Genomic DNA, 21,219 nt, shown 5'->3' with positions numbered 1-21,219 from the left:
TTCCATGCTCATAGCCGGATTGATAGCACTAATCATCTATCCGGGAGGCGTATTGGCTATTGGGCTTGGGATTGGCTACCGCTTGCTCACCACCCGCCAATTGCCGGCCAATGGCAGCTTGCTCCTGACCAAGGAATGGATTGGCTGGCTGGCGCTGGCCACACTGGGATTCGTTGCCGGTAGTCTAGCTAGCTTGCCGTGGCCGTGGCATCCGGCGCCACTGCCGTTTGGTTGGTTAGGGGCGTGGGTATTGCTGGAAGCGGCGGCATGGCTCCCCCTCTGGCCGGCATTGTCGTCCGGCGCGCCTCACCTTGTGCGCGCCGCCGTGCGCGAAGCCCAAATCGGCGTGGCGGGACGGGCCATCGTATGGAGTGTCGCTGCCATCAGCCTGAGCAGCACAGGCGGTTTGAACGGCTGGACGATCAGCGGCCACCTGCTCGTCTGGCTGGCCGGTCTGTTCAGCCTGCCGGCGGCGATTAACTGGGGGCCATTCGGGCCAGAACCGTCGCTAGGGCCGAAAGGGATCACCGAAGGATTGCCGGCGCGTCCGGCGGCAGCCTTGACCTTCGCGCGCGATACGGTGGCGGCAGCGCTGATAACCGTCGTTTGGATGGCAGGCGTACCGCACGCACTGCTGCCACCGTGGGCCGAACTGTTGATCATCATTGGCGGCAGCGCCATCACAACCCTTGCGCTCCAATGGTTGGAAGGCCGGTTACCGCGCTCAAGCGTTCCGGCGGCGCTCCGCACGACGCTTATTTGGGCCGGAAGTCTGGCGGTATTGGCCGTGGCAGTGCTGGGATTAGGACAAAGCGCCTGAATGTTTTCCGCCATCTGCGGCGTGATCCCATCCCAGCGCGGTAGTGGAAGGGCACGGTGAAACCGGCGCTCTTCTCAACAAACTAGCCATCCTCGCAACGAGACGAGCGAGCGTAGAGACTGATACTGCCGTCATGTTCAGCAACATTGCATACTTTGACGCATAATGTAGGATACATAGTTCATTGCAGCCATCAGCAGCGGAGTTCGGCATCATGACCGATGTCATCGTCGTCGAAGGTCTTACGAAACGTTACGGTCATGTCTCGGTATTGCGCGGCGTCAATCTGCGTGTCGTCGCTGGGGAAGTCTACGGTCTGTTAGGGCCAAACGGAGCCGGCAAATCCACGCTTATCCATCTGCTGCTTGGCTTCTTGCACCCGGATAGCGGGCGCATCCGCGTGCTCGGCAGCGCTAATCTAGAAGCGCAACGCCGCCTGATCGGCTATGTGCCCGAACGCCAGCGCTATCACAGCTACTACACACCGCGCGAATATCTCACCTTCCTCGGTCGCTTCGATGGAATGCCGGCCACCCAGTTGCGCCAACGCATTGACGAACTGCTCGAACTGACTGGGCTCGCCGCAGTTGCCGATCGCCACTTGCGCACCTTTTCCAAGGGCATGCTCCAGCGTTTCGGCATTGCCCAAGCGCTCTTGACCGATCTCGATCTGTTGCTGATTGATGAACCGACCAGCGGGCTTGATCTCGACGGCCAGCAAGAGTTGCTGACCTTGCTCAATGGCGTGCGCCAGCGCGGCCACACCGTTTTGCTCTGCACGCACCGGCTGGCCGAGGTAGAATATCTCTGCGACCGCGCCGGCATCTTGACCGATGGCAAGATTGCGCTCGAACTCAACGTCGCCGAGGTGCGACAATCCGCCGGCAGCATCATCGTGCAAACCGGGCCGCTCGATCTGCCGTTGCGCCAGCGGCTGGAAATGATCGGGCGCGAAGTGCAATGCACCGAGCAGGCAGTGCTGATCAGTCCGCATACGCCCGAGTTGCAGGCCAAAGTATTACAGACCTTGATCGAAGCCAATGTACCAATCCACGCCCTCGAGCCGCAAATGAGCCGGTTAGCGCAGATCTATCTGCGTACCGTGCGCGGCGAGCCGGTCGACAATTTGCTGGGTGGCAACACGACGCCCCTCCGCACGATGTTGCGCGAAACGTTGCCCCCGCCGCCGACTGACGATATTGACCCGATGTTGAAGCGACTGTTACAGCGCAGCAGTACCAATCCGCCTAGCCAGAGGGATGGCAACCAATGATGCGATCGATAGAGCAAGCTATCCGGCTCGCCGGGTTTACATTGTTAGAATATCTCCGATCGGGGCGCGTGTTACTGGAGGTGGCAGCCGCTGTCGCCTGCTATGTCGTCTTGTTGCGTCCGACCGGAACCTCAATGAGCGCCGGTTATCTATTTACGGTGCTCGGTCTTTTTGGCCCGGCGATGGCGATTATCACCACCAGCTATATGATCAGCCTTGGCGACCGGCCACAGGGGTACATCGTCTTGGCGCATAACGTCAGCCGGGGAGCGTATCTGATCGGGTTATTCTTCGCCGCCGTCACCGTTGTGCTGGCGATATATGGGACGCTCTGCCTCTTTGTGGCCGTGATCAATCGCGCTACCGATCTCGATCTGGCCGGCTGGCTGCTGGCAACATTACCGCTCATCCTGAACGTTGGACTGGTCGCGGCGCTCACGCTCTTGCTCTCGCCGCTCGTGCTGGGAACCGGCTGGCGGCTCTTCGTGCTCGCTTTGGTCGCCATCGCCCTCTCGAGCAATGTGATCGGCGGGCCAGTCATCAACCAGATCGCCGAGATCAACCCCTTGCTGGTTGATGTGCTGCGCGCCATTCAGACGATCCTGAGCGGGCCATTAGTGCCGGCCTTTTACGGGTATCAGTTGAGCATCAGCCGGGCTTTCGCGCAGATGGCGGCGTGGTCAAATCTGCTTGCCCAGTGCTCGTTGCTGCTGGCGTTTCTTGGCTTGGCCCGCTACGCCTTCAATCAGCGCGATCTGCTGTTTAGCGCGTCGTAGGCTCGGCGACCGGCACGAAGGCGATCGCGTCGGCCCAGATACCCCGCCGCCGATCGCCGGCGAGGGTGCCAGTTACCACTAACGGCGTCGTAGCCGGATCGAATACATACACCCCTAGATCGGCCCACCAGTTACGCTCGGCTTCCAGATCAACCGTCACGACTGTTTCGCCATCGCGGTGGCGGATCAAGAAGCGGGCCTCACGGGCATCATCATAGCCGTTGAGCGCAAACGGAACATACGCCAGCACCCGATAGGCGCCGGCAGCCGGTAATGCCGGCTCCCAGATCGCAACCCGTGGCGCAGCGAAGTCACTAAAGCGCCATGGGCGCGCTACGCTAGCAGCCAGTTGCGACGGGGCAAACCGGGAGCCGCCGCCGTATCCCATCGCGAGCGATTGCCATTCGCCGCTCACGCGAAAACCCGGATCAGTATCGTCAACCACTATCACATCGGGAGGCGGCGACGCGCACGGTGAGGGCATATCGGCCCACAACCACACACTGCGCTGGCCGACCGGATTAGCCGCCCACGGATCGGGATCGGCGCCGCACCAGCCATACGGATCGACATCGCGCCCCAGATATTGCACCTGCAAATGGAGGTGCGCGCCGCGCGCGCAACCGGTATCGCCGGCGATCCCAATCACCGCACCACGCCCCACCGTTTCACCCGCAGTCACGCTGACGCGAGCCAGATGCCAATAAAGGGAGCGATAGCCGTTGCCATGGTCAATAATCACCGCACCCGCCGGCGTGGGGCAGCCATCGTCAGAAAAACCGGCGAAGACCACCCGACCCGGAGCAGCGGCCAGCACCTGGTCAGGCGGCCCCATAGCATAATCCCAACCGGTATGGCCATCGTAAGCGAACGAGCGATCGGTTTCGGCCCGCCCCCAGAAGGTATGCACCGAACCGTTCTCACGCAAAAATGGCGCGTCATGATCGAAAAACGACGTGACCGGCATGTTCCGTTCGGTAGGACGGGTGAGGAACGGTTCGGACAGCGCCGGCCAGTCGATCGGTTCAAGGCGCGGATCGATATCAAACAGACGCTGATAGGTAGGGGCAACGGCCCAGAGCAACGAGTCAAGCCGGCCCGGCGTTGTCGTTCGGGCAAGAGCGCGGCTCAGCACATAGCGGCTTAGTTCGGTGGGGGCCGCCGCTTGCGATCCGTCGGCGAAGGTTAGCGGCGGCAGTGCATGAGGGCCTAGCAAAGCGTAATCGCGCAACGCCGCGCGCAACTCGCGGGTCAGCCAGCGCAACTGGTTAAACACGCCGCGCCGGTTGCCATTCTCGCCGCGAAACCCAGCCACCCAAGCCAATTGCTCGCCGCTCGGCGCAGATGTACTCAGCACCCCACTTTGCAACTCCATTAAGCTCAGCAGCAAGCGCGGGCTAACGCTGTAGAGATGGCTGAGCGAGACCAGCACATCGGTAAAGGAATGGCTGCGTCCGCCAATGACCACCCGCATCGTGGCGAGCGGACTGTTACGCGCTTCGAGAAAGGCTTGAATTTCGGGGCCGCTGAAGTTATGGTCGTAACTCAGGCGTTGCGGATCAAAGAGGGGATGGACGGCAAGCGTTGGGGTTGCAGTAGGAACTGCGGACGGAGGAACAACCGGTGTTGCGCTCGGCACCGGCGTCGCCTGCACAGTGGCGGTAGCGGTGATCTGCCCGCTTACCGCCGGTGTTGCCGGCGGCAGCGAGATAGGGGTGGCCGGCGGCAGGGGCGGGGCCGCGCATGCGCTGAGGATAACGATCACCAACAGTAACAACCGACGCATAGCATGTGGAAGGATAGCCGAAGGCGGCGAGATGGTCAAGTGCGGTCAGCCTTGCTTGCCATCGGTGGCACACCCCCCTTGTTATGGTGAGGGTGCGGATGCGCACGGGTCAGCCTTGCCGCCATCCGTTGACGCGCGCTGCCCCCTTTGTCATTGCTTCGGGGCTGCGCCCCCTCGCAATGACAGCGGGCACGTCCCTCACGCGCTCAAGCCAGAAATTGCTGCGCCATCTATGGCAGCGCGCAATGACATGAAATTCCGCGCCCAACTCCCCCGATCACCTATTGACTCCTACCCCCATCGATTGTATAATGCGCATCCGGTCGAGCCAATCGACCATGTCATTCGCGCCCCCCGTTACGTTCGGGTTACGGGTTTCGCGTTCTGGGAAGGCACCCGGCACACGTAACACGCAACACCGAACGCCGAGCGGAAATCGCTGTCACGGCGACGAACGTCGCCTCGTGTGGAAGACAGCGTCGGGTGGGCTAGTGTGAGGCAGTATGGACGGCGCATACAACATACGCGCGATTCAGCGCTTCCCAAACTGCACACCTGCAAGCCGTGCGCCGGTAGGCCATGCCTGCTCGCCGCGCGAGTGACGCTGCGCGTTCTCGCTTCCCCGGCCACTGCATCAGGTGCAGGGCCTTTTTTCTTTCCCTCACGCTGAATCGCTGAATCCCATGGCTGCGCCAGCGCCGATCGTGATCGGTTGGCGCGAGCCATTGCACGCCTGTGATCTAGCCCGTTACACGCGGGACAGGTCTCGTTTTGCCTTGTTTTCGCTCTGCGGGTCATACCCGCCTCGTATTGCGGAGGAATGTGGTAAGTTGAAGACGCTAACCTTTGCCGACCTGATTGCACAGCAGACCGGCTTTGCCGGTGAGGGCCGCCTGACCGATTTCGTGAGCCGCTACGACGGTGAGCTCTACTTCGGCGATCGTCTCAACTTAAACCGGCTGGCGCGCCAGCATGGCGCACCGCTTGAAGTGGTCTATACGCCCCAAATTACCGCCCAAGTGCAACGCATGATCGGCTGGGCCGAGCAAGCGCGCGCCGCGACCGAATACCCAGCCGCGTTCCACTACGCTTACGCCACCAAAGCCAATTTCGCCGCCGAAGCGGTGCAAACGGCGCTGGCCGCCGGCGCGCACTATGAAACCTCGGCGACGGCAGACCTGATCATTGCCCATGGTCTCTGGCGGCAAGGCATTCTGTCGGCAGACCGGCTGATCTGCTGCAATGGCTCGAAAGAGCCGGCCTACCGCGATGCGATCCGCAATCTGCGCCTTGATGGGTGCGAGACGGTGATCCCGGTGCTCGATGATCTCGATGAGCTGCGCGATCTGATCAACACCCCGGTGCGAATTCAGTTTGGTGTGCGCGAGCGCGCCGCCGGCAACCGCGATGGCCGCCATCCCGGCAACGACCGCTTTGGCTTGACCACCGCCGAGATCGAGCAGGCGGCGGAATTGATTGCCGATAGCCACCATACGCTGGTGCTGTACCATGCCATGATCGGCAGCCAGATCGAAGACGAAGCCCACTTCCTCACAACCCTGCGCGCGTCGATCGAGAACTACTGCCGGTTGCGCCAGCGGGTGCCGACCCTGCGCTACTTCAACTTCGGCGGCGGCATGCCCACCTCTGGCTACCAGTTGACCTTCACGTTTGATTATCAGCGTTTCCTCAGCCGGCTAATGGCGACGATCCGCGACTTTTGCGCTGAGTATGACGTGCCGGCGCCGGAACTGATCGGCGAGTTTGGCCGCTATACCGTCGCCACCCATAGCGCCTATCTGGTCGAGGTTGGCTCGGTCAAGGCGGGGCACGCCGGCCAACCCGATTGGTATCTGGTCAATGGCTCTATGATGGTCATGTTGCCCGACACCCTGTTCGTCAGCGGGCAAGAGTTTGTGATCTTGCCGCTGACCGATTGGGACAAGCCGGTGCGTCCGGTGCGGCTAGCCGGTCGCCGCACCTGCGACAGCGACGACATCTATCCGCGGCCCGAACAGGCGCCGTTGTGGCTGCCGGCCACCGAGGGCGGCCTTGTGCTAGCCATCTTCGGCATTGGCGCGTACCAGCAGATGATTTCGGGGCGTGGCGGCGCGCATCACTGCCTGACCCCCGAAGCGGCCCGGTTTATCGTCGAAGAGTGCGACGGGCGGCTCAGCTCACGGATCATGCCCCAGCAAGATCAGGCCACTATTATGCGCTTGTTGGGCTACCGGCCACAACCGACCGCCCTCCCGCTAACGCTGCCGTTCCGCCAACCGGTGCGTCCGGCAGTATTGCCGGCCCGGCGCCGGATGCGCGAGCGGTCGCTGTCGGTGTAAGTCATCAGCGCGGGGCGACGCAAGGCGTCGCCCCGCGATCCTCGCCTGATCTCCGGATGCACCGTCACCGTGTTGGCGGTGCAATGGTAGTTGTGCTCATTTAGCGTGTTACCAACGGCACCAATATCACACTCAGCTCGAACGCGCCGATATCACATCGACCACTCTGCGGACGGAACAAGCCGCGCTGGTCGGTAGCGGCACAGGTGCCGTTATCACCTGCGTTGAACGCCGGACTGCCCGCAGTGAGCGGGAAGTAGGCCGGCGAACCAGTCAGCGTACCAAGTTGCGGATCCTGGATGATGTTGCCATTCGCGCCGTTGGTCAGGCCGCAAGCGTTGGCATTGGCTTCGATAAGATTGTTGTTGGCGCCGGTCAGCACGCCCACGCAATCACCGCCACTCGTGCTATTGGCAATAATCGTATTCCGCAGCGTCGCACTGCCGCCGTTGATCCGGATGCCGCCGCCAGACCCGGCGTTGCTGGAGCTATTGCCGACAAAGGTGCTGTTATTCACCGAAGGTGCTGTTACTGATAGTCAGTATGCCATTATTGATGATGCCGCCGCCAATAGACGCGCTATTATTCGAAAAGGTGACGCTGTTCACGGTCAACGAGCCTGAGTTGGCAACGCCTCCGCCGTTTCCACTGGCGATTTTGCCGTTGGCGATGGTCAGGTTGTGCAGAGTGAGATCGGCACCGCTGTCCACAATCATCACCTGCACCGCATTATTGCCGCTGATGGTGATATTTCCGCCGCCGGCGATCGTCAGCGTTCCCTGCCCTGCCACAATAGCCGGTAGCGGCGCGCCAAGCGTGATCGTCCCGCTCACGCTGAAGGTGATAGTGTCATTACTGGCGCTCTCGGCGCCGCAGTTGGCGTTAACAGGGATATTGTTCGCCGCTAGAATCGCTTCGCGCAGCGTGCAGGCGCTGTCGTTGGCAATCGTATCGGCCAGCGCATTGACCACATATCCTGCCGCGTATACAGGTTGAACGTGCTGCCGCGCAAACAGCATCACTATCAGCAGGAGCGCACCGGCCCAACGCAACTATATTCATGATGACCTCCGCGAATGTGTGGATTGAACAGCATACCGGACTAGGAAACGCACCAGCAAAACTACACCCAGAGCACCCATACCGATCGATTCATTGTTGGCGGCGCAATCGCACCCAGCACAGCGGTTTCGCTCCGGCAGCAAAGCCGGGCAGTTATCGTAATGGTGCCAGCAAATGGCTGCCGGACGTTGCAGCCGCAGGCCATCCTGTTCACCGCGGCTCCGCAAAGTTGACCGGAAGGAGTCCGGTCAAGCCGGATCGAGCGCGCGGATCGCTTTCAGACAGGTGCAACGTTGCTGATGGTGTTGCCCGATGCACTTGCGAGCAAACAACAGCCGGGGATCAGCTTGTGGGATGAGATCACCTCTGAGCTAAGCACCCGATAGCGCAACAACGCCTCTACCGATCAGAACGAGACCATCTGCATGGTAACGATCAAGCGTCCTCAAAACGTCCTCGCTGCGGCAACGAAGCGGAGGTTCAGCAGAGCACGCTCACATCGATCTACGGCGTAAGTGGAGGGATCACAAACGACGGAGAGGCGCTCCACAGCGCTATGGTCTAGCACATCGCAAGCTAGCATGTTGGGCATCAGACACAGGCGGCGCACTCCCCGAGGCAGTACAAGAGCAGACACAAGTTTTTAATGTGACCACTCTACCAAAAGCAATCGGCAAGTGGTACAATGAATAAGCTGTAATATGCAAGCCCTATTGGTGTGCGCATCAGAATCAAACGGGGAGCGTTCCATGAATATTTTGGTGGTTGATGATGATATTCCCAGCGCTAAATTAACCTCGTATCTGCTTGAGGAAGCTGGCTACCGGGTTCTCCGCGCGCACGACGCCACCAGTATTATGCAAGTCATTGAGCAGCACAACCCCGATCTGATCCTGCTCGACATCATGATGCCCAAGATCGATGGCTTTGAAGTCTGCCGGCAGATCAGGCGCAATTCTGATGTGCCCATTATCTTTCTGTCGGCGCGATCACAACTGCAAGATCGGGTGACGGGGCTGCAAATCGGTGGCGATGACTACTTGGTCAAACCGTATGAGCCATCGGAGTTATTAGCCCGAGTTGAGGCCGTCTTACGCCGGCGCAACGCCGATATGCTGAATACGTCAACGCGCCTCAGCCAAGGCAATATTACCCTTGACCCGGTCGAGCACAAAGTTATCTTTGCTGATGGTCGCGTCGTAGAATTGACCCCGCTTGAATTTCGCCTGCTTTACTATTTGATGAAAAATGCTGGCCGTATTTTGAACGTGACCCAAATCTTGAGTAAAGTCTGGGGCTACGACTACGAAGGCGAGAGCAACCTCGTCGCCGTGTACATTCGGCGCTTACGCACCAAAGTGGAAGAGGATCCGGATCATCCTCGCCATGTGATTACGGTACGCAACCTTGGCTACAAGTTTGAACCGTGAACCATAGCATCTCACCGGCCATCATGCGGTCTAATATCGAGAAACTGCAAACTATCATTCGTCGCCTATTGCCGTTGCCGGCACTAGGGTTGAGTTGGGCGCTGACCCAATTCGACCTACCGCCACCGGTACTTTGGGTTCTGATCGGCTATGCAGTTGTAAATATCGGTTTGCTGTTCTGGATCCGTCGCATATCCCTGTTGACCGGGCGGCTGTTGCTGGTCGCCGGGATCAGTGATACCATTGCGCTTGGCTGGTGCATTGCCACCGCCGGCTTAACTCCCGCCTTAGCCTTCATTCAGGGTATCAGCGCGCTGCGCGCATGGCGCTATCGCTTCTCTTCATTGTGGTTGGCGCTGATCCCGGGGCTCGTTGGGCTGGTGTTCGCGCTTGATCTCCCATTACTGGCCCTGCCCGATTCTAGCATGTTCAGCAACCTCGCCGCATTTGGCAGCTTCCTCATCAGTGCTGTGACCATCGCGACGCTGATCTTGTTTGGCAACCAGCGTAACCTAGCTACGCGCGAATGGCGCACCCGTTACGAGAACCTGCGCCGTGAGCAGAAGCAACAGGTCGCCAGCCTTGAAGCGTCTAACAATGATTTACGAGATCGGTTGCGCCGGATGGAAGCGCTTGGCGAAAGTTTGCGCGCGATCAGCAGCTCACTAAGTCTCGATGATGTGTTGCGCCAAATTCTTGACTCGCTGGCCTACATGTTAGGAGTACAGCGGATCGATGATGCGGCCTTGACCCTGATCCAGCTCACCGATCTCGAACACCGTATCCTGCACGCCGATCGCCATGCCCCCGATTGGGCGGCCATCCTCGCGCAGGCCGTCATTACCAGCCAGCGTACCATCTTGCTCGACCATCACGAGATCGAGCAACGACCAGAATGGGCCGTGCTGGCCCGCTATGGGTTTCGCGCTGCGCTCAGCGTTCCCCTGTTCGATCCTGAACAACCTAGCCAAGTGCGCGGCGGATTGAGCGTGGTCAGCCACCAAGAAGAGGCGTTTTCGCTCGCCGAAGAACGCCATCTCACGTCGTTCAGCATTCAGGCGATGATCGCTATCCGTAACGCCGAACTGCACGTCCAGTTGAGCCGGCAGCAGGCGATGCTTAGCACGGTGTTGCACGACATGGCCGATGGCCTGATTGTTTACGACGATCAGGGGTCAGTCTATCTCGACAACACCATCGCGCGCCGGGACTTAGCGCAAAGCGCGGCCAACAATGGCACGCTGGCCACCCAATTGGCCAACATCGCTAGCTATCTTCATCAGGCAGGCGATTCGCTCGTCCGGGAAGTGCATGATGGCGAGGGTGATGAGGCACGGTATTATCAGATCCACGGCACGCTGGTTAGCCCCTCGCCGGATACGCGCCTTGCTGTGCTCGTGTTGCATGACGTGACCGGCCAGAAGGCGCAAGAACAGCAGCGCCGCGAGTTTATCGCCAAAGTATCCCACGAATTGCGCAACCCGCTCAACACGCTGCAAGGCTACCTCAAAATCGTGTTGAAAGAGAGCGATAGCGTCGGGAAACTCAGTGAACGCCAGCGTGAATTTCTGCAAGAAGTGGATAGGAGCGCCCGCCGGCTCGCCAAACGGATCGTCGAATTGATCGACCTTAACCGATCAGAAACTGGCCAGCTCAAGCTGAATCTGGTGCGCACCAATGTGATTGATCTAATTATTGCCACGTGCATGCAACAGCAACAACAGGTCAAAGAGCTTGACATCGAATTGGGGTGGGATGTTCCCGATCAGTTGCCTGATGTCATGGCTGATGAAGAGCGGATTAGCCAAGTCTTAGTGAATCTGATCGAAAACGCAGCGAAAGCGACCTCTGCCGGCGGGAAGATTACTGTCAGCGCCGAATTGCAGCAACCGTACATCCATATTCACGTCACTGATACCGGAATCGGCATCCCGCCCGAACAATTTGACAAGGTATTCCGATCGTTCTACAGCGGAGGCAACGGCAGCTCACGAGGGCCGCATTTAGGCCTTGGATTGGCGATCTGCAAGCAGTTTGTTGAAGCGCACGGCGGTAACATTTGGATCGCGTACAGCGAGGTTGGCAAAGGAACGCGCTTTTCGTTCTCATTGCCGTTACAGCACGAACGCACGTTTGGCGCCAATACTGGTGATCGGGCTATCGCGCAGTGAAGACACTTTCTGACAAAGTCGTCACATTCATCTGACCACAACTATGCTACACTTCTCAGCAAGGAGAGCGCTAGAAAAAAGAGAGACGTTGCGACGGCTCCCTGCACCATTGGTTATTGGTTAAGGCCTTGCGGCGTACGCTAGCGACCCATCCCTTAGCTTATCGTGATGTAGGAGTTTGCTAACGGAGATTGTGGGTCATCGTTCATAACGCAACCAATGCCATCCCTCAGCTTATCGCGATGTAGGAGCTTGCTAACCACTGCCCAACACCGGCTGGAGTCATTGTGAAGATCGCAATTATTGCGCTCCCAAGCAAAGATGATAATCATCTCCCGCCGCTCACGATGGCATATATCGCGGCGGTGCTCGAACAGCGGCGCGCGATTGTGCGCATCTACGATCGCGCGCTCGATCCGTTAGGCGGTTGGGAAGATATTCAGCGCCGGCTGCAAACCTTCCAACCACAGCGTGTCATCATCGCCGGTGAAGATAGCCACGCGATTGAGCAGGCAGTCTCCCACATCCACCAAACCTATCCCGACATCTTGCCGCTCTTCGTGCATCGCAGCGGTAGTGAGGCATTAGCAGCCACCGCCAGCGTGTTAGCTTGGCTGCATGGCGCCAACACACTGGCTGCACAGACCGGCGATGAACTGCCATACCCGGCCCGTCACTTGCTCTCGCTCGAACATTATGCATTGCGCGCGCCGGGTGGTGAAGTGCAGACGCCGGTGGTAATTGGTTGGCGGATGCATAACCAATGGCAACTGCGCCCGCCCCGCCAGATCTGCCACGAGATTCGCGCTCTGGTCGAAGAAGTTGGCATTCGCCATCTTCTGTTCTGTGAACCAGAGCTCACTATCGATGAACAGTGGCTCGATGAGTTCCTCGATCAGTTGATCGGCGCACACTGCAATATTAAATGGCAAGCTGCCGTCGCCCTTGATCACCTGCGTGAGGAGCGGATCCGGCAGTTAGTGCAAGCCGGCTGCGAGGCAATCACGTTTGCGCTGGCCGCGACCAGCGTCTTCGACTCAGCTAGCAGCCGTGAACAGGCCCGTAAGTTGATTGCGTCCGCCCGCGAGCAAGGCATCTACACGCACGCTACCATCTTGCTCGAACCACCTTACGAGTCGATTGCCCGCTTGGTGGATGTGGCCGCTACCTTTGGCCTCAACGATGTCTCTTTCAAACTGATGCAAACGTTGCGCGTCGGCGATGAAGAGCAGCAGATCCAGCGCTTTGCCCATCAGCGCTACAAAGAGGGCCGCACGCGCCAGCGCTTGATTGACCGGTTTGGCCCGGCGTTGGGCGGGTTGCTCTGGCAATTGCGGGTTGAGCATCTCGCCGATGACGAGTAAGCCGCGATTACGCTACGCAATCGAGCCCAATATCGAGCGCGCGCACCGAATGGGTCAACGCCCCAACTGAGATGTAGTCAACCCCGGTTTCGGCAATCGCCCGCACCGTTTGCAGATTCACACCGCCGCTGGCTTCGGTCTGCGCGCGACCGGCTACCGCCTGCACCGCTGCGCGGAGCTGATCGAGCGGCATGTTGTCGAGCAAGATCAGATCAGCGCCGGCTTCGGCAGCAGTGATCGCATCAGCAACACGCTCAACTTCAATCTCGATCCGCACCATCGGCCCCAGTTGCGCGCGCACGCGGGCAATCGCCGCGGCCAGATCAATCCCCTGTGCGGTGAGCATGGCCAGATGGTTGTCTTTGAGCATCACACCGTCATACAGGCCAAACCGATGATTGCGCCCACCCCCCATCCGCACGGCATACTTTTCGAGCGCGCGCAAACCGGGTGTGGTCTTGCGGGTATCGAGAATCTGGGCCCGCGTGCCGGCCACCGCTGCTACATACTGGGCCGTCAGCGTTGCGATCCCGCTGAGGCGTTGCAACAGATTGAGCGCCACCCGTTCGCCGCTGAGGATGCTGCGGGCCGGGCCGGTCACGGTGGCAAGGATGGCGCCGGCAGCGACTGCGGCGCCATCGGTAGTGTGCAGCAGCACCTTTACGGTTGGATCGAGCTGGCGGAAAACGGCGACGACCACCGGCAAGCCGGCGATTACGCCAGCCTCCCGGGTGACAACGTGAGCGGTCATAGGCGCGGTCGCCGGAATCGCAGCCAGCGTGGTCAGATCGCCGCTGCCGATGTCTTCGGCAAGGGCATTGGCAACAATGGTATCGATGACGTGCAACGGGAGTTCCATACAAGCTCCGTTCAGTGTCATGCGGAGAACACGCCCCGCTTAGTCGACGGCCAACGCTGGCGCCGGCGCAATGGCGGTCACAAACACCGGCGATGTATCGCGGCACAAGATAGTATGCTTGCGCCACGCCTCATCGCTCTGCGGGTAATCGAGGCGAAAATGGCCGCCGCGACTCTCGGTGCGCAGCATGGCCGCCGCGACGATCAACCGCGCCGTCAGGGCGGCATTGACCGCTGTTAATCCATCAGCATCGGCAGGGTCGGCGCTAATCGGCCATGCCGCCAGTTCAGTCAGGGCAGCACGCAGGCCATCACCGTGACGCAGCGGCCCCGCCGCGCGCATGATCGTCGCCAGCGCGGTGCGCCAATCAGCCGGCGGCACTGCCGCCACGGACACGATCGGCAACGGATCGGGCAGCGGCACGGCGCGACCACGATAGGAAGCCGCCGCTTCGCCGGCCCGGCGGCCAAAGACGATACACTCCAGCAGTGAATTACTCGCCAGCCGGTTCGCGCCATGTACGCCGGTGCAAGCCACTTCACCAGCGGCAAACAGGCCGGGCAGATTGGTCGCGCCGTTCAGATCAGTGCGCACACCCCCCATCAGGTAGTGGGCCACCGGCGCCACTGGGATCGGATCATGCACCGGATCGATTCCATCGGCCCGCAAGCGCGCGCAGATAGTGGGGAAGTGATGCTCGATCAGGTCAGGCGGCAGATGGGTCAGATCGAGCAGCACATGATCGCATCCTTCCGCCTGCATCGCCGCGACAATCCCGCGCGTCACCACATCGCGCGGGGCCAATTCAGCCCGCGGATCGTAGGCCGGCATAAAGCGGCGGCCCGCTGGCGTATAGAGCAAACCACCCTCGCCGCGGGCCGCTTCGGTGATCAAAAATCCCTGCCCGTCACGGGTGCGATAGACGGTTGGATGGAACTGGACAAACTCCAGATCGGCCACTTCTGCGCCGGCGCGATACGCCATCGCGATCCCTTCCCCCAAGGCGGCAGGCTGGTTACTGGTCAGGCCATACAACGCGCCGGCCCCGCCACTGGCCAACACCGTCGCCGCCGCCAACACCCGCAACCACGTGCCGCCGGCCAACCGCACCAACGCCCCCACCACCCGCTCGCCAGCGGTGAGCAGATCAACCGCCTGCGCCTGCTCGCATACCGTGATGCGTGGCATCGCCCCTACGCGCTCGATCAGCATCTGCGTCACCGCCCAACCGGTGGCATCGCCGACGTGAACGATGCGCCGGCGCGAATGGCCGCCTTCCAAGCCCAACGCAAACCGATCGGTATCACGCTCAAAGGGGACGCCGAGTTCGGCCAATTCCCGCATCAAGGCCGGCGCTTCGTGGGCCAGCACCGACACCGCCGCCACGTCACACAAACCGGCGCCGGCGGTCAACGTATCGGCGACGTGAATCCCCGGCGAGTCGGACGGATCGAGCGCCGCGGCAATGCCGCCCTGCGCCCACGCTGAATTGCTTTCCGGCAACGAACCACGAGCCAACACCAAGACCTGCGCGCCGCGCGCTGCGGCGGCCAACGCGGCAGTCAGGCCAGCCGCGCCGGCGCCAATGACCAAGACATCAACGCGCCGTTCGCGGGCTGGGGGTAGCGATTGTAACGCACTCCGTGGGGCAGAGATAGATTGCATGGTGATTCCTCCGGCGGCAATGCGGTGCATAGCCACGACTACAACGCCAACATCCGGTCAATTGCGACTCGCGCGCGCGCGGCAATCTCCGGCGGCACGGTGACGGGTTCGCGCAGATCGCGCAAACTATCGCGCACCTTCTCAAGCGTAATCAGCTTCATATAGCGACAACTGATCGACTCATCGACCGGCACAAACTGTTTGTCCGGATGGGCCTTACGCATGCGGTGCAAGACGCCAATTTCGGTTGCGACCACAAACCGGCTGGCCGGCGAGCGATTGGCATGCGCGATCATGCCCTCGGTAGAAAGGATATAGGTGCCGCGACTATCAATCGCACCGCGGGCTAGGTCATCCATCGCGCTACTCACACAGCCGCATTCCGGGTGAATCAGAAACTCGGCATCAGGCATCGCCGCCCGCTTCTGCTCGATCATTGCCGGGCGAATCGCCGCGTGGACATGGCATTCGCCGGCCCAAATCTTGAGCGGACGACCCGTCTTTTGGCGTAAATAACTGCCGAGGAACATATCGGGCAGAAACAAGATCGTCTGATCAGCCGGAATCGCATTGATCACCCGCTCGGCATTGCCCGACGTACAGCAATAGTCGCTCTCGGCCTTGACCGCAGCGCTGGTGTTGACGTAGCTCACCACGACCGCGCCGGGATTAGCCGCCTTCCATGCCCGCAACTGCTCGACCGTAATCGAATCGGCCAGTGAACAACCGGCATTGGCATCGGGGATGAGCACCGTGCGCTGCGGATTGAGAATGGCCGCCGTTTCAGCCATAAAGTAGACGCCGCAAACCACGATCACATCGGCAGCGGTGCGCGCCGCAGCCTGCGCCATACCGAGCGAGTCGCCAACGTAATCGGCGATCTCCTGAATCTCGCCGTATTCGTAGTTATGAGCCAAAATGATGGCGTTGCGCTGGCGGCGCAAGTCGTTAATCTCGGCTATCAATTCGGCAGCGGTTGCGCCGGTCGTTTCGTAGAGCTGGGCGACCATGGGGCGTTCTCCAATTAGTGTTATTATTACACTTTTAACAATTACGATGAGTATACACCCCCCGCGAGATATTGTCAAGAGGTCACTAAAAAATTTTTTATCCACAAGGCCGGTTTACCCTCTTCTCTTTTTGCGACTTTCGCTGCACAATGAGAGCGCAGCAGCATGCAAGCAGTCTGCGATCAATTCACGGCAGCGGAAACCAAGCGGTATTGCGAACCAACGATGAGAGACCCTGCGGACGCAAGGGGAAAGCTGCGGGCATCAGGGCAAGGTGTGGCATGGCGTTGGCTGACCCTCACGACGGCATGACGACGCCTGTGGGTATCATCACCCGATCCATCGCAACAAGACCGGAACCGCAACCGCGAAACAATCTTTGGCGTCGACTCGTTTACAGATGTAGATGCAAACACCTTACCGATCGTCGAGATCGAGCATGGAAGTAGTCATGACCGGTTCGCTGACAGCATGGCGTGATCTGATCACTCATCTTGACGATCAGCAGATCGCCGAACTCACCACTACCGGAGATCTCGCGGCCCCCGTGCGCACGCGCCTTGGGCGTGATCTGCGCACCCGGTTAGCAGCCCATGCCGCATTTATTCCAGCCCGCATTGTGCAGAGCCAACTTGCCGAACCGCAACCCGGACGCACCACCGGCGCTTTCTGGGATGGATCACTCCTCTTTGCCGATCTGTCCGGCTTCACGGCCCTCTCCGAACGACTCTCGGTGCTTGGCCGGCAAGGCGCCGAAGAAGTTTCGGCGGTCGTCAACCGGCTGTTCGCCGCGCTGCTGCACGAAGTCCAAGCGCGGAGCGGGGCGCTGCTCAAGTTTGGCGGCGATGCGCTGACCGTCTTTTTCGATGCTGCGACGCTCGGCGATCAGCACGCGACTGCGGCCTGTACGGCGGCCTTGGCGATGCAAACGCGCATGGCTGAATTCGCCAATCTCGAAACCCGGGCCGGCACCTTTACGTTGCGGCTACGGGTTGGGGTGCATGCCGGGCGCGTGTTTGCCGCCGAAGTCGGCGATCAGAGCCATATCGAACTGGTGGTGACCGGGCCGGAAGTCAACCGGGTGGCACTCGCGCAAGAGATCGCCGCTCCGGGTGAGGTGGTGATTACCGGCCAAACCGTCCAACTCCTTGAACAGACGCAGCTTGAGGCGCGCCGCGACGGCTTTTACCGTCTCATCGGGCTGGCATTAGCGCAGGCGACTATCGCGCCACCACCGCCGCTGCCACTCGACGGCCCCGATGATCTGGCGACCCTTAACCGCTTGGCCCGTCAATTGGCCGCCCTGCAACCCTACCTCGTACATCGCCTGCCCCGGCGTTTTCTTGACCCGGCTGCCGGCGAATTGGGAGAGTTTCGCCCGGTGACAGTGCTATTTGCTAATATCCACGATTTTTCTCGCTACCTTGCGGTGCTCGATTCTGATCCCAACCTAGCCGCCGCCGTCTTCAACGCCTACTACCGGCGCGCGCAGGCAGTCGTACATCGCTACGACGGCATCATCAACAAAGTCGATATGTACACTCATGGCGACAAGTTGATGGCGTTGTTCGGGGCGCCGACTGCTCACGAAGATGACCCGACGCGGGCCGTGCGCTGCGCGCTCGAGTTGCACGAGGCGTTACACGACGCCAACGCCGAGATCGCAGCTATATTGGACGCAGCCGTCCCGCCGCTGGCGCAGAAGATCGGCATCAATACCGGCACTGTCTTTGCCGGACGAGTAGGTGGCGCAACCCGCTATGAATACACCGTTATGGGGCCGGCGGTTAATCTAGCGGCGCGCCTGATGGCGGCTGCTCCCGATGAAGCGATCTACCTCTCGCCCAGCACCCAGACCGCGGTCGAAGGCCAATTTGTGCTTGAACCGGGAGCGCCGCTCCACCTCAAGGGATTGAGCGCAGCAGTAACACCGGCCAAAGTTGTTCAGATCGCAGCGGTCGCCACTCGTCACAGTCCGGAACATCTGACCATCGCCCCCCTGATCGGGCGCGATGCCGAATTAGCGCAGGTGCTGGCAGTGGCGCAGGCCGCATTACAGGGGCAAGGAGCCACAATTGCCATCGTTGGCGAAGCCGGCGCCGGCAAATCGCGTTTAGCCGAGGAGGTGATCCAGCGCTTAGTCATCGCTTCCACCGAACACGATCATGTGACCAATGATGTGCCATCGTTTACGATTCTCTTCGGCGATTGCCAAAGTTACGAGCAACGCACCGCCTACGCCGTGATTCGCGCGCCGCTGATGAATGCGCTCGGGCTAGACCTGCGCGCCGCGCCGGCACAATTAGCTGCTGACACGGTTGCCCGCGTCGAACAGCTCGTGCCGGATGCCAGCCGTTTTACGCCGCTGCTGGCTGATGCGCTCGGTTTGCCGCTGGCCGACACGCTGCTCACCTCCGGTTTATCGCCCCAACAACGGCACGACCGGCTGCAAGAGTTGATTGTCGAAATCTTTCTCGCCACCACCACCCGCGAGCCGGTCTTGTTGGTACTTGAAGATTGCCATTGGGCCGACTCACCCTCGCTCGAAGTGCTCGAACGCCTAAGCAAAGCCGTCGCTAGACGGGCGCTCGCATTGTTGCTAACCTACCGGCCCGAAATGGCATCGCCCGCACCGTGGGAAACACTCCCCAACACTGTCCGGATCGAGTTAGGCGAATTGCCCCCCAGCGACAGCCAAGCCTTGCTCACGGCGCTCCTCGGCGGTTCGCCGCCCAACAACATCTTACCGTTACTTGACCGGACGCAAGGCAATCCCTTCTTTATCGAGGAATTGGTGCGAGCGCTGGTGCGTGACCGATTGTTGGTGCGCAGCGAGGCAAGCGGCGCATGGCAACTCACGCAACCGATCGAAAAGATCGAGCTGCCGCGCAGCATCGAAGGCTTATTGATCGCCCGACTCGACCGGCTCGACGAACCGCGCCAAGAGTTAGTGCAAGTCGCCTCGGTGATTGGGCGTCGCTTTCCGCGCCCGGTGGTGGAAGGCGTCTACTCGAACCCGCCCGCGCTTGACGAGAGCATCCAGCGCCTGATCGAAGGCGAACTCATCCAAGCCGATCAGCAAGAGCGGATTCTGGCCTACATCTTTCGCCACGCGCTACTGCGCGATGTGGCCTACGAAGGCATCCTCTACGCCCGCCGCCGCGCGTTGCACGCCCGCGTCGCTCACCGGATTGAATCCATTGCCGCCAATCAGATCGAAGAGCAATATGCTGTGCTAGCGTGGCACTTTCTGCAAGCCGAAGAGTGGCTGCCCGCGTTGCGCTACCACGTGCAGGCCGCCGAGCAAGCTCGCCGGCGCTTCGCCAACCGCGACGCGCTCGCCCTCTATACCACCGCGCTCAACATTGCGCCGCGCCTGAGCACCGTCTTACCGCCAGCGCAGTTGATCGATCAAGTGGCCGCGATCCACGAAGCGATCGGTGAATTGCATCTGGTCTTGGGCGAATACGATCAAGCGGAACACCATTTCCACGAGGCGCTGCAGCTCAGTTTACCGGTAGGAGCCGAACCGGTCAGTGAACGCTGGTTGCGCATGCACCGCATGCTCGCCACAGTTGAAGAGCGGCGTTCGCGCTATCAAGCCGCCTTCGACCGGCTGACCGAGGGTATGGCCCGCACCCATCGCGGCATACCGGCGGAAACTGCGCGCTGCTACATTTTGGGCGCCGGTATCGCGTACCGCACCGGCGATTACGCTCACGCAATGGAATGGGCGCGGATCGGGTATGCCTTGGCGGCGCAAACTGATAATGCTACCGATCAAGCCCGCGCCCTCAAGATTATCGGCAACATTGCCGGCTATCAAGGCGACCGCACCCAAGCCATCGAGGCGCTCAACCAAGCGCGCACCCTCTATGAACAGGCGAATATGCTGGCCGGCTTATGCGATGTGCTCAACGACCTTGGCCGGGTCTACACTCAAGCCGGGAGGTGGGCCGAGACGATCGCCGTCTTTGAACAATCTATGGCGATTTCGGAAAATATCGGCGATGTACTGGCCACCGCCCGCACAGCAAACAATCTGGCCGTCGTGCTCGTGGGACGGAACCAGCTCGACCGGGCTGGCGCGTTGTACCAGCGCGCCAGTGAACTCTTTGCCCGGCTTGGTTCGCGGCTTGGCGTGGCCGTGACCAGCTACAACCGCGGTGAAGTGCTGCTCAATCAAGGGCGCGCCGCTGAGGCGCTCGCCCTCTTTGAGGCTGCTATCGCTGATCTGGAAGCGATCAATGCCCGCAGTTTCCTGCCCGAAGTATTGCGGTTAGCCGCACTGGCGGCATTGGCCTTAGGCGATCGCGAACAGGCCCGTACCGATGCCAATCGTTCATTAGCTATTGCTGAAGAGCTTGGCCAAGCCGACGACTCGGCAATTGCCAATCGGGTGCTCGGCGAGATCGCGTTGGCATCCGGCGATCTTGATGTTGCAGAGGATCTCTTCACCCGCAGTAGCTCCACCTTGGCCCAACTCGACAATCGCTACGAGTTAGGGAAAGTCCGCTACCAACAGGCCCGGCTAGCTCTGGCCCGCCACGACCTTGCCGTAGCAGCGGTTGCTCGCACGGAAGCGATCGCCATCTTTACCGAACTCGATGCCCAACGCGATCTGGCGCTTGCAGCGGCGTTGCTGGCGTGAACATCGTGGTTCT

General features: G+C 60.5%; 14 protein-coding genes. 8 read left to right on the top strand and 6 right to left on the bottom strand.

From position 1 onward, the window contains the following. Positions 1–4 precede the first annotated feature (4 nt). The 3 genes from U9R61_RS15540 to U9R61_RS15530 all read left to right on the top strand — a co-directional run bounded on the left by U9R61_RS15540 (position 5) and on the right by U9R61_RS15530 (position 2,869). Positions 5–820 carry a hypothetical protein gene (locus U9R61_RS15540; protein WP_322489724.1) on the top strand — a complete coding sequence of 272 codons (816 nt, stop codon included), beginning with the start codon at positions 5–7 and terminating at the stop codon, positions 818–820. A 214-nt stretch (positions 821–1,034) separates the two neighbouring features. Beyond that, complete coding sequence (locus tag U9R61_RS15535) at positions 1,035–2,093, top strand: ABC transporter ATP-binding protein (RefSeq protein WP_322489723.1); 1,059 nt, start codon at positions 1,035–1,037, stop codon at positions 2,091–2,093. Next, positions 2,090–2,869 carry a hypothetical protein gene (locus U9R61_RS15530; RefSeq protein WP_322489722.1) on the top strand — a complete coding sequence of 260 codons (780 nt, stop codon included), beginning with the start codon at positions 2,090–2,092 and terminating at the stop codon, positions 2,867–2,869. Before U9R61_RS15535 ends, U9R61_RS15530 begins: the two co-directional genes overlap by 4 nt. On the opposite strand, the gene U9R61_RS15525 is transcribed toward U9R61_RS15530, so the two are convergent. After that, complete coding sequence (locus U9R61_RS15525; RefSeq protein WP_322489721.1) at positions 2,856–4,655, bottom strand: peptidoglycan DD-metalloendopeptidase family protein; 1,800 nt, start codon at positions 4,653–4,655, stop codon at positions 2,856–2,858. The genes U9R61_RS15530 and U9R61_RS15525 overlap by 14 nt on opposite strands. An 830-nt stretch (positions 4,656–5,485) precedes the next feature. Between U9R61_RS15525 and U9R61_RS15520 the strand changes: the two genes are divergently transcribed. Continuing rightward, on the top strand, positions 5,486–6,994 hold the full coding sequence (locus U9R61_RS15520; protein WP_322489720.1) for an arginine decarboxylase: 1,509 nt from the start codon (positions 5,486–5,488) through the stop codon (positions 6,992–6,994). A gap of 100 nt (positions 6,995–7,094) precedes the next feature. Here the strand turns inward: U9R61_RS15520 and U9R61_RS15515 are convergent, their stop codons facing one another. Continuing rightward, a complete protein-coding gene (locus U9R61_RS15515) occupies positions 7,095–7,511 on the bottom strand; it encodes a choice-of-anchor Q domain-containing protein (protein ID WP_322489719.1) in 417 nt (138 codons plus the stop codon). Further along, a complete protein-coding gene (locus tag U9R61_RS15510) occupies positions 7,504–7,965 on the bottom strand; it encodes a CSLREA domain-containing protein (protein WP_322489718.1) in 462 nt (153 codons plus the stop codon). The genes U9R61_RS15515 and U9R61_RS15510 overlap by 8 nt, the downstream gene beginning before the upstream one ends. Before the next feature lie 840 nt (positions 7,966–8,805). Between U9R61_RS15510 and U9R61_RS15505 the strand changes: the two genes are divergently transcribed. From U9R61_RS15505 to U9R61_RS15495, 3 genes are all read left to right on the top strand, one after another. Then, entirely contained in the window at positions 8,806–9,486 is a 681-nt protein-coding gene (locus U9R61_RS15505) for a response regulator transcription factor (RefSeq protein ID WP_322489717.1), read from the top strand. After that, positions 9,483–11,657, top strand: coding sequence for an ATP-binding protein (locus U9R61_RS15500; protein WP_322489716.1), 2,175 nt, complete (start codon positions 9,483–9,485; stop codon positions 11,655–11,657). The genes U9R61_RS15505 and U9R61_RS15500 overlap by 4 nt, the downstream gene beginning before the upstream one ends. A gap of 287 nt (positions 11,658–11,944) precedes the next feature. Beyond that, on the top strand, positions 11,945–13,021 hold the full coding sequence (locus U9R61_RS15495) for a hypothetical protein (protein ID WP_322489715.1): 1,077 nt from the start codon (positions 11,945–11,947) through the stop codon (positions 13,019–13,021). A gap of 7 nt (positions 13,022–13,028) precedes the next feature. On the opposite strand, the gene nadC is transcribed toward U9R61_RS15495, so the two are convergent. Genes nadC through nadA form a run of 3 tightly spaced genes read right to left on the bottom strand, consistent with a single transcriptional unit; the run spans position 13,029 to position 16,555 of the window. After that, positions 13,029–13,880, bottom strand: coding sequence for a carboxylating nicotinate-nucleotide diphosphorylase (gene nadC / locus U9R61_RS15490; RefSeq protein ID WP_322489714.1), 852 nt, complete (start codon positions 13,878–13,880; stop codon positions 13,029–13,031). A 39-nt stretch (positions 13,881–13,919) separates the two neighbouring features. Next, on the bottom strand, positions 13,920–15,545 hold the full coding sequence (gene nadB / locus U9R61_RS15485) for an L-aspartate oxidase (RefSeq protein WP_322489713.1): 1,626 nt from the start codon (positions 15,543–15,545) through the stop codon (positions 13,920–13,922). Between the two features lie 38 nt (positions 15,546–15,583). Then, a complete protein-coding gene (gene nadA / locus U9R61_RS15480) occupies positions 15,584–16,555 on the bottom strand; it encodes a quinolinate synthase NadA (RefSeq protein WP_322489712.1) in 972 nt (323 codons plus the stop codon). Positions 16,556–16,994: 439 nt separating this feature from the next. Here nadA and U9R61_RS15475 point away from each other — a divergent pair, with 439 nt between their 5' ends. Then, positions 16,995–21,206, top strand: coding sequence for an adenylate/guanylate cyclase domain-containing protein (locus U9R61_RS15475; protein WP_322489711.1), 4,212 nt, complete (start codon positions 16,995–16,997; stop codon positions 21,204–21,206). Positions 21,207–21,219: the final 13 nt, after the last annotated feature.

It is taken from the genome of Chloroflexus sp. (assembly GCF_034431535.1).
Lineage (GTDB): Bacteria > Chloroflexota > Chloroflexia > Chloroflexales > Chloroflexaceae > Chloroflexus.
Note: the sequence above shows the minus strand (reverse complement) of the source record. Positions and strands in the feature narration are given on the sequence as shown.